This window comes from Vibrio sp. Y29_XK_CS5 (genome assembly GCF_024181835.1).
GTDB classification, from domain to species: domain Bacteria; phylum Pseudomonadota; class Gammaproteobacteria; order Enterobacterales; family Vibrionaceae; genus Vibrio; species Vibrio harveyi.
In genome coordinates this window covers 45,500-63,004 of record NZ_JAMZAM010000009.1, presented here as the reverse complement: position 1 = coordinate 63,004, position 17,505 = coordinate 45,500, and the positions used below count along the sequence as shown (strand labels likewise).

Here is a 17,505-nt window from a genome sequence, read left to right as displayed (position 1 = left end):
TATGGCAGTACTAAGTGCAAAGAACCTTGCTAAAAGCTACAAAAAACGCAAGGTGGTAACTGATGTAAGCCTTGAAGTAGAGTCTGGCCAGATTGTTGGTCTATTGGGTCCTAACGGTGCGGGTAAAACCACATCGTTTTATATGATCGTTGGCTTGGTACCACGTGACGAAGGCACCATTACAATCGACAACCAAGACATCAGTATTCTGCCGATGCATAGCCGCTCTCGTATGGGTATCGGTTACCTGCCACAGGAAGCCTCCATCTTCCGTAAGCTGTCGGTTGAAGACAACATCATGGCGGTTCTGGAAACTCGTCAAGAGTTAACGCGAGAAGAGCGTCAAGATAAGCTGGAAGATTTGTTAGAAGAATTCCACATACAGCACATACGCACCAGTGCGGGTATGGCACTATCGGGTGGTGAGCGCCGCCGTGTAGAAATCGCGCGAGCACTAGCTGCTAACCCTCAGTTCATTTTGCTGGATGAACCATTTGCGGGTGTTGACCCGATTTCGGTTAACGACATCAAAAAAATCATCGAACACCTGCGCGATCGCGGTCTTGGTGTACTAATCACTGACCACAACGTTCGTGAAACCTTGGACGTATGTGAAAAAGCCTATATCGTAAGCCAAGGACATCTCATCGCATCGGGAACTCCGGATGAAGTTCTCAATAACGAGCAGGTGAAACAAGTTTATCTCGGCGAACAATTCCGTCTATGATTACATTAGGAACGGTAAGATTCTGAGCATTACAAGGTAAGTAACACTGAATGAAACCTTCATTACAACTCAAGCTAGGTCAACAGTTAGCCATGACGCCGCAGCTGCAACAAGCCATCCGTTTGTTGCAATTGTCGACGCTCGATCTTCAACAAGAAATTCAAGAAGCGCTGGATTCCAACCCGCTATTGGAAGTTGAAGAAGGTCACGATGAACCTCAAGTAAATGGTGAAGATAAGTCAGCATCCGAAGCCGCTGAAGCCAGTGCCAACGACACCTCTGAACCCGATCTTCCAGACAGTTCAGACGTAATTGAAAAATCTGAAATCAGTTCTGAACTAGAAATCGATACCACCTGGGATGACGTTTACAGCGCTAACACTGGCAGTACAGGTCTAGCGCTTGATGACGACATGCCGGTCTACCAAGGTGAAACCACTGAATCACTGCATGATTACCTCATGTGGCAATTAGATCTCACGCCTTTCAGTGAAACAGACCGCACCATCGCACTCGCGATCATCGATGCTGTCGATGATTATGGCTACCTCACTCTTTCTCCTGAAGAAATCCATGAGAGCTTCAATAATGAGGAAGTCGAGTTAGATGAAATCGAAGCAGTGCGTAAGCGTATTCAACAATTTGACCCGCTTGGGGTTGCATCCCGCAACCTACAAGAATGTTTACTGCTGCAATTAGCGACCTTCCCAGAAGATACGCCGTGGCTAGCAGAAGCGAAAATGGTATTGAGCGATCATATCGATCACCTTGGTAATCGCGACTACAAGCTAGTCATCAAAGAGACTAAGCTTAAAGAAGCTGACCTGCGTGAAGTCTTGAAGCTAATTCAACAACTTGATCCTCGCCCAGGCAGTCGCATCACACCGGATGACACTGAATACGTCATTCCAGATGTGTCCGTATTTAAAGATCATGGTAAGTGGACCGTATCCATTAACCCTGACAGCATTCCAAAACTAAAAGTAAATCAACAATATGCGCAGCTAGGCAAAGGCAACAGTGCGGATAGCCAGTACATTCGCAGCAATTTGCAAGAGGCAAAATGGCTGATTAAGAGCCTAGAAAGCAGAAACGAGACGCTTCTCAAAGTTGCAAGATGTATTGTTGAACATCAACAAGATTTCTTCGAGTATGGTGAAGAAGCCATGAAACCAATGGTACTAAACGATGTAGCATTGGCAGTGGACATGCATGAATCAACGATTTCTCGTGTGACAACGCAGAAGTTCATGCACACACCACGTGGCATTTTTGAATTGAAGTACTTCTTCTCTAGCCATGTTAGTACAGACAATGGTGGAGAATGTTCGTCCACAGCAATTCGTGCTCTCATCAAGAAACTGGTCGCAGCGGAAAATACCGCTAAACCTTTAAGTGATAGCAAGATTGCTGCTCTTCTGGCTGACCAAGGGATTCAAGTCGCAAGACGAACGATTGCGAAATATCGCGAATCCTTGGGTATCGCCCCTTCAAGTCAGCGTAAACGCCTACTTTAAGGCACCAACTGAAAAGGAAAGTCTATGCAAATCAATATTCAAGGCCATCACGTTGATCTTACCGATTCAATGCAAGACTATGTTCAATCTAAGTTTCAGAAGCTCGAAAGGTTCTTCGACCACATTAACCAAGTTCACGTGGTACTAAAAGTTGAAAAACTCGACCAAATAGCGGAAGCTACACTCCACATAAATCAAGGCGAAATCCACGCGTCATCGAACGACGAAAATATGTATGCAGCAATTGACTCGCTGGTGGATAAATTAGTTCGTCAACTTAACAAGCACAAAGAAAAACTAAACAGTCATTAATCATGCAACTGAGCGAGATACTGTCACTGGACTGCACCAAAAGTGCAGTCCATTGTACAAGTAAGAAACGTGCCCTAGAGATGATCAGTCAAATTGTTGCTGAGAACACGGGTCAAGATTCTACGGAACTGTTTGAGTGTATGCTCAGCAGAGAAAAAATGGGTAGTACTGGTATCGGTAACGGTATTGCTATCCCCCACGCAAGAATGCAATCAAGCGACAAAGCCATCGCGGTGTTACTTCAATGTGACGAGGCGATTGAGTTTGATGCTATCGACAATCGACCTGTCGACCTTCTTTTTGCTCTCCTTGTTCCAGAAGAACAGTGCAAAGAGCACCTCAAAACATTATCCTCTATGGCAGAGCGCCTAAGCGACAAGCAAGTACTTAAGAGCTTGCGTAACGCTCAGAGCGATGAAGAACTCTACGACATTATGATTCATCAGTAATCAGGACGATCACCATGCGATTAATCGTTGTTAGTGGGCACTCTGGTGCCGGGAAGAGTGTTGCTTTACGTGTGCTTGAGGACTTAGGCTACTATTGTGTAGACAACCTACCAGTTAACTTGCTTGATGCGTTTGTTCAATCGGTTTCCGATAGCAAACAGAACGTGGCAGTAAGTATCGATATTCGCAATATCCCTAAGAAACTCAAAGAACTGAACACCACACTTGAAAAGCTAAAAGCTGAACTGGATGTGACAGTACTTTTCTTAGACGCCAACAAAGAAACTCTACTCAAGCGCTACAGCGAAACTCGTCGAATTCACCCACTGTCACTTGGCAGCCAGTCGCTCTCTCTTGATCAAGCTATCGAACTTGAGCACGACATCCTAATGCCGCTAAAAGCCCATGCAGACTTAGTATTGAACAGTAGTGGTCAATCTCTTCATGACCTTAGCGAAACGGTACGCATGCGAGTTGAAGGCAGGGAACGCAAAGACTTGGTGATGGTGTTTGAATCATTTGGTTTCAAGTACGGCTTACCATCAGACGCGGATTACGTGTTCGATGTACGCTTCCTACCAAACCCACACTGGGAGCCAGCACTGCGCCCTCTCACTGGTTTAGACGCTCCAATCGGTGCGTTCTTGGAGCAGCATCAGTCTGTACTTGACCTGAAATACCAAATTGAGAGCTTCATTGAGACTTGGTTACCTCTACTAGAGAAAAACAACCGCAGCTACCTTACAGTTGCGATTGGTTGTACTGGTGGCAAGCACCGCTCGGTTTATCTCACTCAAAAAATCGGTGAGTTCTTTGCTGATAAAGGACACCAAGTACAAATTCGCCACACTTCATTGGAAAAGAACGTTAAGGAATAACGGTGGAAATAAGTCGTAAAGTACTGATCCAAAACCGCTTAGGGTTGCACGCTCGTGCTGCGGTTAAACTGGTAGAGCTGGCGCAAAGCTTCGATGCGGTGATCACCATCGACAACGAAGAAGACAAAACCGCGACCGCAGACAGCGTCATGGGGTTGTTGATGCTGGAGTCCGCCCAAGGACAATACGTGACTATCCACGCAACTGGCGACCAATCCGAGCAAGCTCTTGATGCTGTTTGCCATTTGATTGAAGATAAGTTTGATGAAGGCGAGTGATTCACTCGCTTTTTTATTATCTATAGCCAGATATCCCACATAACTTTCACCTCCTGCTTAAATTCCGATAAATAATTTTGTCGACTTTCATAAGTTGTTATTAAAAGGTGCCTAGAATTAAGTTATTATTCAAAGCATTGTAAATATCAGGAATTAGGAGGAATGAATGGCAGAGCAAATAGAATTCGACCAAGCTCACCAAGCCCTCCAAGAAGTCACTGAAGCACTGGAAAACGGTCGCTTCGTCCATGTTCGTCGCCAACTGCAGGACATGGAACCTGAGGATATCGCCCACCTTTTAGAAGCTTCGCCGCGTAAAAGTCGTGAGGTTCTTTGGCAACTTACCGACCCAGAAGATTACGGTGAGATTCTTGACGAGCTGAACGAAGACGTTAAAGACAGTCTTGTGTCCAAAATGGCTCCTGAAGCGCTTGCAGAAGCGACGGAAGGCATGGACACCGATGACGTGGCTTACGTCCTACGTAGCTTGCCTGACGACGTCTCACGCGAAGTTCTGTCTCAGATGGATTCAGCGGATCGTCTACGCGTCGAAACCGCCCTATCCTACCCTGAGGATACCGCGGGTGGACTGATGAACACCGACGTAATCACCATTCGTGGTGACGTTGATGTGGATGTAGTCCTGCGTTATTTGCGTATGAAAGGCGAACTGCCTGAAGCAACTGACGCACTATACGTGATTGATGATGACAGCAGACTGATTGGTGAACTACCGATCACCACGCTGATCACCACGCAACCTGATGTCAAAGTCAGTGAAGTGATGGAAGACGCCGACGATGCAATTACAGTTGATACCAGTGACTCTGACGTAGCAAGCCTGTTTGAACGTCGTAACTGGGTATCAGCTCCGGTTGTGGATGAAAACCAGCATCTTGTCGGTCGTATCACCATCGATGACGTAGTCGACGTTATCCGTGAAGACGCTGAACACTCAATGATGAGTATGGCGGGTATGGACGACGACGAAGATACCTTCGCGCCTGTGGTAAAGTCTGCTCGTAAACGTAGCATTTGGCTTGGTGCCAACGTACTTGCTGCACTAGCCGCTGCTTCTGTCTCCAACATGTTTGAAGCGACTCTAGACCAAATGGCTGCGATTGCTGTCCTAATGACCATCGTGCCTTCAATGGGTGGTGTAGCAGGTAACCAAACCGTTGCACTTGTAATCCGTGGCTTAGCTCTCGGTCATATCGGTGACTCGAACAAACGCGAACTCTTGATGAAAGAGGCGGCTATCGGCTTGCTAAACGGCATCATGTGGGCGCTGATCATCGGTGGTATTGTGGTTGCCTGGAAAGGAAACTGGATGCTTGGTGGGATTATCTCGGCGGCCATGCTAACCAACCTGCTTGTGGCAGGTATTGCGGGCGTTACCATTCCAATCCTACTCAAGAAAATGAACATCGATCCAGCTCTCGCTGGTGGTATGGCTCTGACCACAGTAACGGACGTAATTGGTCTATCAGTCTTCCTCGGTCTCGCAACCTTAATGATTTAAGCTATGTAGCGAACCGCCAATAACGAGCAATAAAAAAGCCTGATGAACACATCAGGCTTTTTCGTATCTAGCGGTTAGCAAGCTTATTCACCAGCAACCTTCATGGTATCCAACAAGATAGAACCAGTTTGGATTTGCGAGCGTGTTTCTACGTCGCTGCCCACAGCAACAATCTGGTTGAACATGTCTTTCAAGTTACCCGCAATGGTAATTTCAGACACTGGGTATTGGATTTCACCGTTCTCAACCCAGAAACCAGCTGCACCGCGAGAGTAATCGCCAGTTACAACGTTTACGCCTTGACCCATGGTTTCTGTTACTAGTAAACCTGTGCCCAGCTCTTTTAGCATTTGCTCGAAATTTTGACCTGTCGACTTCACATACCAGTTATGGATACCACCAGCGTGACCCGTTGGCTCCATCTTCATCTTGCGAGCGGCATAGCTAGTTAGCAAGTAGGTAGCTAAAACACCATCGGTAATGATTTCACGCTCTTGCGTGTAGACACCTTCGCTATCGAATGGGCTTGAAGCTAACCCACGTAGTACGTGCGGACGCTCAGAAATGTTGAACCACTCCGGCAATACTTGCTTACCAAGGTGATCCAATAGGAAAGAAGATTTGCGGTACAGGTTACCACCGCTGATTGCCATCACTAGGTGACCAATCAAGCCTGTCGCTACGTCCGCAGCAAACATCACTGGGTATTTGCCCGTCTTAAGCTTTTGCGCGTCAAGGCGACTGATGGTTTTCTCTGCCGCTTTGCGGCCAACCATTTCTGGTGACCAAAGATCGTCACGATGGCGCGCAACGGTATAGCTGTAATCGCGTTCCATCTCGCCGTTTTGACCCACGCCAATCACACAACAGCTAGTGCTATGACGGCTTGATGCGTAACTTGCTAACAAGCCATGGCTGTTACCGTAAACCTTAACGCCGTAGTGACTATCGTAGCTCGCACCATCGCTTTGCTTAATAGCGTCGCTGTAGTTCAGCGCTTCTTTTTCAGCTGCGATAGCGACCTGCGCTGCGTAGTCTGGATCAGGAGCATCTGGGTGGAAAAGGTCTAAGTCTGGCACCTCTTTCACCATGTATTCTTTTGGAGCAGGACCTGCGAACGGGTCTTCTGATGTGTATTGAGCGATGTCTAGTGCTGCTAGAACGGTTTGCTCAATAGCAGCTTCGCTCAAGTCAGATGTGGAAGCACTGCCTTTACGTTGACCACGGTAGACAGTAATGCCTAGTGCGCCATCGCTGTTGAATTCAACGTTTTCCACGTCACCCATGCGAGTGGAAACACTCAAACCCGTACTCTTGGTGATTGCGACTTCAGCGGCATCAGACTTCGCCGCAGCGATTTCTAGTGCACGTGAAACGGCTTGTTCTAGCTCGGTACGTTGCTCAGCAACCTGCTGTTTAATATCCATTGTCTTTCACATCATGTATTCGATGCACAATAGAATAACAAGAATTTCGCTTTCTCCCCACGATTCTTGTTAAAATAGTCATAATATTAATCAAAACACAGGCAACTGAAATGGCACGTAAGAATCAAAAAGCGCCATGGGAACCAGAAGAAGAGATCATCTGGGTTAGTAAATCCGAGATGAAGCGAGACATGGAAGAGCTGCAAAAGCTTGGTGAAGAGCTAGTTGGTCTTAAGCCGGCGGTTCTAGAAAAGTTTCCATTGAGCGAAGAACTGCGCGAAGCGGTTGCTGATGCACAACGCTTTAAAAACGAAGCACGTCGTCGTCAGCTACAACGCATTGGTAAGCTAATGCGCTACGAAGATCCAGAACCAATTCAAGCGGCACTGGATAAAATCCGCAACAAGCACTCACAAGCGACAGCTGCTCTGCACAAGCTAGAAGCGCTGCGTGACCGCGTTGTGGAAGAAGGCGATAAAGCGATTGATGACGTAATGGAATTGTACCCAGAAGCGGATCGTCAACGTCTACGCCAACTTGCTCGCCAAGCAGCAAAAGAGAAGAAAGCCGGTAAACCAGCAAAATCTTACCGTGAAATCTTCCAAATTCTGAAAGCATTTGAAGAAGAAATGTAATTCAACGCTTAAGAAAGTAAAAAGCAGACCTGTGAGTCTGCTTTTTTCATACCTATTTTCAGATATTACGCCAAGCGATTGAGGCTTTCACCACGCTCAAAGGCGTTAATATTCTCAATCAAGATCTCAGCCAAACGCTGAATCGATGAGTCACTGCCCCAAGCGACGTGTGGCGTTAACAATAAATTGGGTAAGTGCATATTGGCAACCAACGGATTACTCTCATCGGCGGGCTCTTGGGTAAAGACATCAAACCCTGCACCAGCAATCTCACCTTGTTTTAAGCTATCCACTAAGGCTTGCTCATCTACCAAGCCACCACGTCCGGTATTAATCAAAATTGATGTTGGCTTCATCTGCTTAAGTTCCACTTCGCCAATCAAATTACGTGTTTCATCATTCAATGGACAATGCAGAGTGATGGCGTCCGCTTGATTTAGCATTTCAGTAAAAGAGACATAGCCTTCTCGGCACTCGGTTACGCCTTTGCGCTCCGCAAACACCACGTTCATACCTAACGCTTTCGCTAATTGTGCCGTCGCCAGACCTAATGCGCCGCTGCCAACCACCCCCAAAGTGCTACCTGCAACGTCCCCAATTGGATGCGTAAAGAAACAAAACTGTTTATTACGTTGCCACTCGCCTGCGGCAATGTCTTGATGATAACCAAACAAGTTGCGGCGCAAGGCAAAAAGCATCGCAATGACATGTTCAGGCACCGAGCGAGTCGCATAGCCACGCACGTTGGCGACCGCAACATTGTGCTCAGCGCAATAATTAACATCGACATTATTAAAACCCGTAGCCGCGACAGCAATCATCTTGAGATTGGGAAGTTGAGAGAGAACGGTTTGGTCGAGCATCACTTTGTTGCTGATCACGATATCTGCATCAGAAAGGCGTTCAACAACTTGCTCAGAAGAAGTCAGATCGTATTCCACCCAATCATGGGCAAAGCTTGGACGAGGAACTTGAATTTGAACGGGAATAGTCGCGCGGTCGAGGAAGACCACTTTAGGCAGTGACATAACAACTCCTTGTTCACTGCCTAAAGATGAATTTATGGACGTGGCAGTGTTTTGTAATCTGGTAATTTACGCGCTGGGTCGAAATAGTCAAAGATCATCGCTTCCGCTTCCGGGTAAAAATCACAAGGAACAAAAATGCTGCGCAGCCAATGGCATTTCGGATGGTAAAAGCTCAATTCAGCGGCGTGCAGTTCTAGGCGCTCAGAGAAAGCTTTTGCTTCTTCAGTTGCGTAAAATTCATCCCCCACAATCGGGTGACCTAATGCTTGCATGTGGACACGCAATTGGTGTGAGCGACCAGTGATAGGCAATAAACGTACAATCGTCGTCTTCGCTCCATCAGGGTGCTCTTCTCGCTTCGCCACTTGGAATAGCGTCTTAGAAGGTTTGCCATCTTCAAAACACACTTTCTGCAGTGGACGGTTAGGCCAATCGCAAATCAGCGGCAGGTCAATATCACCTTCTTCTTGCTCTACGTGCCCCCAAACTCGTGCATAGTAGATCTTATGCGTCAATCGATATTGAAACTGCTTCTTTAAAGCACTTTCTGCATGTTTGTTCTTCGCCAGAACCATCAAACCGGAAGTCGACATATCCAAACGGTGTACCACTTGAATGTCTGGATACTGCTCAGTGAGGCGACTCCACATACTGTCATAGTGCTCAGCGAGACGGCCCGGCACAGAGAGCAGACCGGATGGCTTATTCACAGCCAATATTTGCTCATCTTCAAAAACGACATCAATCCAAGGATCGGTTGGTGGATTGTACTCAAGCATTGCCATGGGCAGGATCTCTACAGAATAAAAACGCGCTGATTATACCCAAGAGCCCTCAAGATGCATGCACAAAACACGTTTAATTTTATCGCGAACCAGAGTCGATATAACTTTTTGAAATAACAAAAATTAACAAGTCAAACCACCAATAAAAATAAATCCAAACCAAGTTGTAAATTTAAATTGACAACCATACTGGGCATGTTACTTATAGTTTATCGTTGATGAACAAGGACAATAACAAATGGAATCGGCAGTACCAGATCAACCCCAATCCAAAATCTCCCAATTTGTACGCTCGTTGGGTCCCGGCATTCTAATGGCTTCTGCGGCGGTGGGTGGCTCTCACCTCGTTGCTTCAACAAAAGCTGGTGCCATTTATGGCTGGCAACTCGCCGTGCTTATCCTGCTAGTAAACCTTTTTAAATACCCATTTTTTCGAGCAGGCGTGCAATACACCATGGGCACAGGTAAAACCTTGGTTGAAGGCTACGCTAAGCTTGGTCGCCCCTACCTGTGGTTGTTCTTGTTTCTCAGCTCCGTTTCTGCGGTGATCAATACAGCAGCGCTTCTGATGTTCAGTGCGAGCTTGTTGGGCTACTTCATTCCATTTTCATTGTCGATGGCATCACTCAGTATCATTGTATTGGTCACGTGCTTGGTGATCCTATTTGCTGGTCATTACAAAGCGCTGGATACGCTCTCGAAAGTCATCATGACAGTACTGACCATTGCGACATTACTAGCAGTGGCGATTGCATTTGGTAATCCGGTAGAGCCCGTTGCGAACTTTGAATCCCCCTCTCCTTGGTCAATTGCAGCTATCGGCTTTATCGTTGTAACCATGGGCTGGATGCCAGCACCAATCGAGATCTCTTGTTTGACGTCTGCGTGGCTCAAACGCCAAACTAGCCAACAAGAAGTCACCGCAAAATCTGCGTTGTTTGATTTCAATGTCGGCTATATTGGTACTGCGGTATTGGCTTTGGTGTTTGTATCGCTAGGTGCGTTGATGCTACACGGCTCAGGCATCGAGCTTAAAAGCTCTGGCGTGGGCTTCTCCCACCAGCTAGTCGGCTTGTACGCTGCAACTATTGGTGAATGGTCACGCTACCTAATTGCGGTGATTGCGTTCTTCTGCATCTTCGGCAGTACAATTACGGTAATTGATGGCTACTCTCGTGTGATTTCAGACTCTCAACGTCTACTGCGCTCGCAACCAGAAACGAACCCAAAAGCCACGTCTGCGATCATGCTAACGGTATCGGTCTTAGCATTAGGTATTGTGGTGTTCTGGGCGTCAGCACTACTACCAATGCTGAACTTTGCTATGGTACTGGCGTTTATGACGACACCGTTCTTCGCGCTACTGAACTACATTCTGGTGAGCAAAACCGACTTGCCTAAGCCATTGGCATTGGGGCGTAAATTGAAGTGGTTGTCGATTGCTGGCTTGATTTACTTATTCGGCTTCTTAGCGCTGTTTATTTGGTGGAAGTGGCTAATGTAATTAGCTGCGAGCGATTAACTGAACCGCTGAGGTAAGCCAAACTCAGATAAAGAAAAAGGTCTTCAATTGAAGACCTTTTTTCGTGTGTTTGAACGCTGATTAGTTGTGGCTGACCACAATCAGACGTAGCGAATCTAGCTGAACCTGAGCTTGGTTGATGTAACCTGTTAGCTCTTTGATTTGTTCTTCAATCGATTCAATTTCTTCATCACGGATATTCGGGTTAACCGCTTTCAGTGCTTGTAGACGCTCAAGCTCAGCATTCAAGCTTTGTTGCATGTCTTGATGCGCTTGTTTGCGAACGTCTTCCACTTTCTGCTCAACCAATGCGTCACCCGCTTCGATTAGGCTGTGAATGTCTTTCTGTACCGATGTCACTAACTTGCTGCCTAGGTGACGGTTTACAGGGCTAAGCTGACGGTTGAAGCCTTCAAACTCAACCTGAGAAGACAGATCGTTACCACGAGCATCCATCATCATGCGAATTGGTGTCTTCGGTAAGAAACGAGTAATACCGCTGCGTTTTGGTGCTTGTGCATCTACCGCGTATACCAATTCAAGTAGGATAGTGCCCACTGGTAGCGCTTTGTTCTTCAGCAGAGAAACCGCAGAGGTACCAACACCTTCGCTCATCAGCAGATCAATACCACCTTGAATCATTGGGTGTTCCCAACTGATAAAGTGCATGTCTTCGCGAGACAGCGCTGTATCACGGTCAAATGTGATAGTCGCACCTTCGTATGGCAAGCCTGGGTAGCTTGGCACCATCATGTGCTCAGATGGCGTTACCACAAGTGCATTTTCGCCTTTGTCGTCTTGGTTCAAGCCAATGGTGTCGAACAGAGACAGAGCGAACGTCACTAGGTTTGTGTCACCATCTGTCGATGAGATTTTCTCAACGATCTGCTGCGCTTTCTCGCCGCCGTTTGAATGCATCTCTAGTAGGCGGTCACGACCTTGCTCAAGTTGTGATTTCAGCTCTTTGTTCATCTTCGCTGATTCTTCAATCACTTCATCAAGGTTTGAAACATCACCAGACGCCAGCATTTCAATCAGAGCATCAGAGTACTTATCGTAAACCGCGCGACCTGTTGGACAGGTTTCAGCAAACGCGTTCAGACCTTCATCAAACCAACGAGCAAGAATCGCTTGTGACGTGTCTTTTAGGTAAGGCACGTGGATATCGATATCACGCTTCTGACCGATACGGTCCAGACGACCAATACGCTGCTCTAGCAAGTCTGGGTTGAACGGTAAATCGAACATCACAAGCTGGTTAGCAAACTGGAAGTTACGACCTTCTGAGCCGATTTCGCTACAGATAAGAACCTGTGCGCCACCCTCTTCTTGCGCAAAGTAAGCAGCCGCTTTGTCACGCTCAAGGATCGACATACCTTCGTGGAATACAGTTGCACGAATACCTTCACGCTCACGCAGTGCTTGCTCAAGTTGCAGCGCAGTGCTTGCACGAGAAGCAATAACCAATACTTTGTCGCTGCGTTTCTCTTTTACTTTCTCAAGTAGCCAGTTAACACGTGAGTCGAACTGCCACCAGCTTGAATCTTCGCCTTCAAATTCTTGGAAGATTTCTTCTGGATAAAGGTTCTTCACCGCGCGCGCTTCTGGTGTCATCTTGCCACCGATCATGCCTGATACACGCATTGACGTGGTGTACTGCTGCGGAATGTCCATTGGCATTAGATGCACGTTACGCTTCGGGAAGCCTTTGATTGCTGCACGCGTGTTACGGAACAGAACGCGACCTGTACCGTGACGGTCCATCAGGTTGTCGATCAGTTCTTGGCGCGCTGACGCTTTCGCTTCTTCATCACTGTCGCTTTCGATAATACGGAATAGTGGCTCAACGTCTTGCTCAGAAAGCAGTTCAGTAATTTGGTTTTTCGCTTCGTCAGGCAGCTTCTCACCAGAGAACAGCGAAGTAATAGCATCCGCAACAGGTGCGTATTGCTCTTCTTCTTCAACGAATGCGTCGTAATCGTAGAAGCGATCTGGGTCTAGCAGACGTAAACGAGCGAAGTGACTCTCACGACCTAGCTGCTCTGGTGTTGCTGTTAGCAGTAGCACACCCGCAGTGCGTTCTGCCAAGCCTTCTACCACTTGGTATTCGCGGCTTGGTTTGTCTTGGCTCCATTCTAAGTGGTGCGCTTCATCGACAACCAATAGATCCCACTCGCCTTCTAGCGCTTGCTCGAAACGCTTGCGGCTCTTACGTAGGAAATCCAGTGAACACAGCACGTATTGCTGCGTATCAAATGGGTTTTCCGCTTCTGCGAACGCTTCAATACAACGCTCTTCATCGAAGATAGAGAAGTGCAGGTTGAAACGACGCATCATCTCAACGAGCCACTGGTGTTGCAGTGTCTCTGGCACCACGATAAGGATACGTTCAGCACGACCGGACAGCACTTGCTGGTGGATGATCATGCCCGCTTCGATGGTTTTACCCAGACCAACTTCATCCGCTAGCAATACGCGAGGCGCGTGACGACGACCGACTTCGTGCGCGATGTAAAGCTGGTGAGGGATCAAGCCTGCACGCATGCCACACAGACCACGCATTGGGCTCTTGTGTTGCTCAAATTGGTTTTGTAGCGCACGGTAGCGAAGTACAAAGTTGTCCATGCGATCGATTTGACCTGCGTACAACTTGTCTTGCGGCTTGTTAAAACGAATGTGGTTGCTTAGGAAGATTTCACGCAACACGATCGCCGTTTCTTGCGTGTCTTCACGAGTACCGAAATAGGTGTATAGACCTTCATCTTCCAGTACTTCTTCAACTTTTAATGACCAACCTTCTTGGCAATCGATGACATCACCGACGTTGAACGTTACTCGGGTAACTGGTGCATCGTTACGTGCGTAAACTCGGTTTTCCTCTGATGCTGCAAACATCAATGTCACAGTACGAGCATCCATTGCTACTACGGTACCTAAACCTAAATCGCTTTCCGTATCGCTAATCCAGCGCTGCCCCAAAGCAAATGTCATGAATTGACTACCTCGTTGTTGTTTCTTGTTGGTCTCTACCCATCCCGATGGGCATGGATAATAGTTTAGATCTGATTCTGGCTTCTGCTATGCCAATCGTGCTTGTCATGCCACTTTGTGCTGTGCATTTTTAAGCCAGCTGAACATGATAAATCGGGCGTAGCCTATACGCAGAAAAAGGTCGCTAATCTTACTTGAAGCTGTGATTTAGGTCACGCCGAAACCGCCCAGAGGGGCAACTTTTTTTCCTGAATTAGGAATGCAATCAAATTGTAAAAAACTCATGACAATTATTAAGTTGTAAGAAGTAAATTTTACGTATACTTCTAATGAGGGGCGCTTAGAGTCATCAAGCATGATTTGAGCGCATTAAGTACACGATTAGGATCAACACGGGTTTGCAGTAAGTTGTCTTGCTACTCGGTTGCGCACTAACCGACATTGCCCGACAACCTCTATTGCAAGCAATCAGAGTTAGGAAGACTGTTCCTTCTTAGCTACTAGCCAGCAAAGCCGCGCTGCGGCAAGGAGACGCTATGGGCGATACCGATCGGAAACTGTTTGTACTCGATACCAACATTCTTCTTCATGAACCCTTCGCCATCTTCTCTTTCCAAGAACACGATGTCGTCATCCCAATGACCGTGTTGGAAGAACTCGACCGAATCAAAGACAGTAAACGTGATGTAGCAAGGGATGCACGCGTTGCGATTCGCGCTTTGGAAGATCTGTTTAAAGACGCAACACCCGATGAAATCTCAGAAGGTATTCCAGTTTCTAAAGATAACCCAAGCCAAGGCACCATCTCTATTTTGGCGGACTTCGAATTGCAGGAAACCGTCAAAGCCTTCGCCGACAAAGCCGGTGACAACCGCATACTCAATGCGGTGCTTTATCTGCAAAACAAACGCGCACCACGTGAAGTCGTGCTCGTAACCAAAGACATCAACATGCGTTTGCGAGCCAAAGGCGCTGGCGTACGTTTCGTTGAAGACTATCGTACGGATCAACTGATTGATGATATCCAATATCTCACCAAAGGCTTCCAACAACGTGAAGGTGATTTTTGGAGTGATGTGGATGAAGTTGAGAGTTACGCGCTGGGTGGAAAAACGTTCCATAAACTCAACCGCGAACCGTTCGAGCCGACCTTTATCAACCAATACGTGATTGATGAAGAGAGTGATTTTGTAGGTCGAGTAGAAACCATTAATGAGGATAAGGTTACGCTGCTCGACCTGAGTCGTGAGCGCATGATGCATCGTCGCGCTTGGGACATTACACCGAAAAATATCTATCAAGGCATGGCGATGGATGCCTTGCTTGATCCTGATATTGATTTGGTGATTCTGACCGGCGCTGCCGGTAGTGGTAAAACGCTCCTTGCAATGGCAGCAGCACTAGAGCAAACCATTGAAAAAGGCATGTTCGATAAGATTATCGTAACGCGGAACACGCCAGATATTGGTGAGTCGATTGGTTTCTTACCGGGCTCGGAAGAAGAGAAAATGATGCCGTGGTTAGCCGCAGTGACCGATACCTTGGAAGCACTGCACAAGAACGACCATTGCACCGAAGGTTCGATGAAGTACATCTGCGATAAAGCCAACATTCAGTTTAAATCGATTAACTTTATGCGTGGTCGCTCTATCCAGAATGCGTTTGTCTTGCTCGATGAGTGTCAGAACTTAACCGCTTCACAAATCAAAACCATCATCACCCGTTGTGGTGAAGGCACTAAGATTGTGTGCTCGGGTAACTTGGCACAGATTGACTCCCACTACCTAACCCCAGTGACGTCTGGTTTGACGTATATGGTTGAGCGCTTCAAGAACTTTGAAGGCAGCGCCAATATTCACCTCAATGGTGTGGTGCGCAGTCGCTTGGCTGAATTTGCTGAAGAGAACCTATAGCGAATACCCTCCCCCTAAAAACAAAAGAGCGCTCAATGAGCGCTCTTTTTAATTCTATTTCAGATGAAGTTTACTCAGTACCACCAACGGTAATGGAGTCGAGTTTCAATGTTGGTTGACCAACGCCAACCGGTACGCTTTGACCCGCCTTACCACATACGCCAACGCCTCTGTCGATGCTTAGGTCGTTACCCACCATAGAAACTTGTTGCATTGCTTCGATGCCTGAGCCTATCAACGTTGCGCCTTTCACTGGGCGAGTGATTTTGCCATCTTCAATCAAGTACGCTTCCGATGCAGAGAACACGAACTTACCAGAAGTGATGTCCACCTGACCGCCCCCGAAGTTTGGTGCGTACAGACCTTTCTTCACTGTAGAGATGATCTCTTCTGGCGTGTGCTCACCCGGCAGCATGTAAGTGTTGGTCATACGTGGCATTGGTAGATGCGCGTAAGACTCACGACGACCGTTACCTGTAGGATTCACACCCATTAGGCGTGCGTTCAACTTATCTTGCATGTAGCCCTTAAGCACACCATTTTCGATAAGTGTGTTGTATTGACCGTTCACACCTTCATCATCCACGTTCAATGAACCGCGCAGATCTTTTAGCGTGCCATCATCCACGATCGTACAAAGCGGAGATGTCACTTGCTCACCCATCTTGCCCGAGAACACTGACGACTCTTTGCGGTTGAAATCACCTTCTAAACCGTGACCTACCGCTTCGTGCAGCAATACGCCCGGCCAGCCAGAACCAAGTACCACAGGCATCATGCCTGCAGGTGCTGCTTCTGCTTCTAAGTTCACTAGCGCCATACGAATCGCTTCATCTGCGAATTGGAAGGCTTGTTTCACGCCGTTCGTTTCAGATAGGAAGAAGTCGTAACCAAAACGACCACCACCACCAGCGCTACCGCGTTCACGGCGATCGCCTTTTTCAGCAAGAACACTGATTGATAGACGAACAAGCGGACGAATATCGCCAGCGTAAGTACCGTCGGTTGCTGCAACTAGCATTTGCTCGTGCACACCGCTGATGCTTATCGACACTTCTTTGATGAGTGGCTCTTTGGTACGAATGTACGCATCCAGAGACAATAACAGTTCAGTTTTTTGTTGCTTTTCCCAGCTTGCTAGTGGGTTTACCGCATCGTAGTAAGCTTGGTTATCAGAACGCTTGAATGCGTGCACTTTGCCGTTTTGACCTTGCTGCGCAATACCACGCGCTGCAATCGCACTTTGCTTCAAACCTTCTAGTTGAATTTGGTCTGAGTAGGCGAAACCGGTTTTCTCGCCTGTGACTGCACGTACACCGACACCACAGTCAATATTGAAAGAGCCATCTTTAATGATACTGTCTTCTAGAACCAGAGACTCATGCCAGCTGGACTGAAAGTAAATGTCCGCATAATCGATCTGGCGCGTCGCAATGCTCGCTAGTGTGTCAGCGATGTCTTGCTCTGTCAGACCGTTTGGGGCAAGGAGTGCCTGTTCTATTTGGTTTATGCTCATAGTTA

Annotated in this window: 15 protein-coding genes; 10 read left to right on the top strand and 5 right to left on the bottom strand. The window is 47.3% G+C overall.

The genetic code is table 11. The annotated features are described in order from the left end of the window. Window position 1: 1 nt before the first annotated feature. From lptB to mgtE, 7 genes are all read left to right on the top strand, one after another. A complete protein-coding gene (gene lptB, locus NL647_RS24570; RefSeq protein ID WP_005444387.1) occupies window positions 2-727 on the top strand; it encodes an LPS export ABC transporter ATP-binding protein in 726 nt (241 codons plus the stop codon). A gap of 50 nt (window positions 728-777) precedes the next feature. After that, the gene (locus NL647_RS24565; protein WP_005444386.1) at window positions 778-2,244 is read left to right on the top strand and encodes an RNA polymerase factor sigma-54; all 1,467 of its coding nucleotides are present in this window, start codon (window positions 778-780) and stop codon (window positions 2,242-2,244) included. Between the two features lie 24 nt (window positions 2,245-2,268). Continuing rightward, window positions 2,269-2,556 (top strand): ribosome hibernation promoting factor, encoded by a 288-nt coding sequence (hpf, locus tag NL647_RS24560; protein WP_005444384.1) that lies wholly within the window; start codon window positions 2,269-2,271, stop codon window positions 2,554-2,556. A gap of 2 nt (window positions 2,557-2,558) precedes the next feature. Then, window positions 2,559-3,005, top strand: coding sequence for a PTS IIA-like nitrogen regulatory protein PtsN (gene ptsN / locus NL647_RS24555; protein WP_005444382.1), 447 nt, complete (start codon window positions 2,559-2,561; stop codon window positions 3,003-3,005). 14 nt (window positions 3,006-3,019) lie between these two features. Beyond that, complete coding sequence (rapZ, locus tag NL647_RS24550) at window positions 3,020-3,883, top strand: RNase adapter RapZ (protein ID WP_005444380.1); 864 nt, start codon at window positions 3,020-3,022, stop codon at window positions 3,881-3,883. A 2-nt stretch (window positions 3,884-3,885) separates the two neighbouring features. Next, window positions 3,886-4,161: an HPr family phosphocarrier protein gene (locus NL647_RS24545; protein WP_005442213.1), complete on the top strand. Its 276-nt coding sequence runs from the start codon at window positions 3,886-3,888 to the stop codon at window positions 4,159-4,161. 166 nt (window positions 4,162-4,327) lie between these two features. Further along, window positions 4,328-5,683 (top strand): magnesium transporter, encoded by a 1,356-nt coding sequence (gene mgtE / locus NL647_RS24540; RefSeq protein ID WP_038898325.1) that lies wholly within the window; start codon window positions 4,328-4,330, stop codon window positions 5,681-5,683. 83 nt (window positions 5,684-5,766) lie between these two features. Here mgtE and pmbA read toward each other — a convergent pair whose 3' ends face one another. Beyond that, on the bottom strand, window positions 5,767-7,110 hold the full coding sequence (pmbA, locus tag NL647_RS24535) for a metalloprotease PmbA (protein WP_253650760.1): 1,344 nt from the start codon (window positions 7,108-7,110) through the stop codon (window positions 5,767-5,769). Between the two features lie 110 nt (window positions 7,111-7,220). On the opposite strand from pmbA, the gene yjgA reads away from it, so the two are divergent. Further along, the gene (gene yjgA, locus NL647_RS24530; protein ID WP_005444375.1) at window positions 7,221-7,745 is read left to right on the top strand and encodes a ribosome biogenesis factor YjgA; all 525 of its coding nucleotides are present in this window, start codon (window positions 7,221-7,223) and stop codon (window positions 7,743-7,745) included. 65 nt (window positions 7,746-7,810) lie between these two features. On the opposite strand, the gene NL647_RS24525 is transcribed toward yjgA, so the two are convergent. After that, window positions 7,811-8,773, bottom strand: coding sequence for a D-2-hydroxyacid dehydrogenase (locus NL647_RS24525; protein ID WP_253650759.1), 963 nt, complete (start codon window positions 8,771-8,773; stop codon window positions 7,811-7,813). 32 nt (window positions 8,774-8,805) lie between these two features. After that, complete coding sequence (gene rluA, locus NL647_RS24520; protein ID WP_005444373.1) at window positions 8,806-9,558, bottom strand: bifunctional tRNA pseudouridine(32) synthase/23S rRNA pseudouridine(746) synthase RluA; 753 nt, start codon at window positions 9,556-9,558, stop codon at window positions 8,806-8,808. A 238-nt stretch (window positions 9,559-9,796) separates the two neighbouring features. On the opposite strand from rluA, the gene NL647_RS24515 reads away from it, so the two are divergent. Then, window positions 9,797-11,062 carry an NRAMP family divalent metal transporter gene (locus NL647_RS24515; RefSeq protein WP_005432869.1) on the top strand — a complete coding sequence of 422 codons (1,266 nt, stop codon included), beginning with the start codon at window positions 9,797-9,799 and terminating at the stop codon, window positions 11,060-11,062. A gap of 99 nt (window positions 11,063-11,161) precedes the next feature. Here NL647_RS24515 and rapA read toward each other — a convergent pair whose 3' ends face one another. Then, entirely contained in the window at window positions 11,162-14,071 is a 2,910-nt protein-coding gene (gene rapA / locus NL647_RS24510; protein WP_085319115.1) for an RNA polymerase-associated protein RapA, read from the bottom strand. A gap of 536 nt (window positions 14,072-14,607) precedes the next feature. On the opposite strand from rapA, the gene NL647_RS24505 reads away from it, so the two are divergent. Further along, complete coding sequence (locus NL647_RS24505; RefSeq protein WP_005444370.1) at window positions 14,608-15,984, top strand: PhoH family protein; 1,377 nt, start codon at window positions 14,608-14,610, stop codon at window positions 15,982-15,984. A 70-nt stretch (window positions 15,985-16,054) separates the two neighbouring features. Here the strand turns inward: NL647_RS24505 and tldD are convergent, their stop codons facing one another. After that, on the bottom strand, window positions 16,055-17,500 hold the full coding sequence (gene tldD, locus NL647_RS24500) for a metalloprotease TldD (RefSeq protein WP_005444369.1): 1,446 nt from the start codon (window positions 17,498-17,500) through the stop codon (window positions 16,055-16,057). Window positions 17,501-17,505 lie beyond the last annotated feature (5 nt).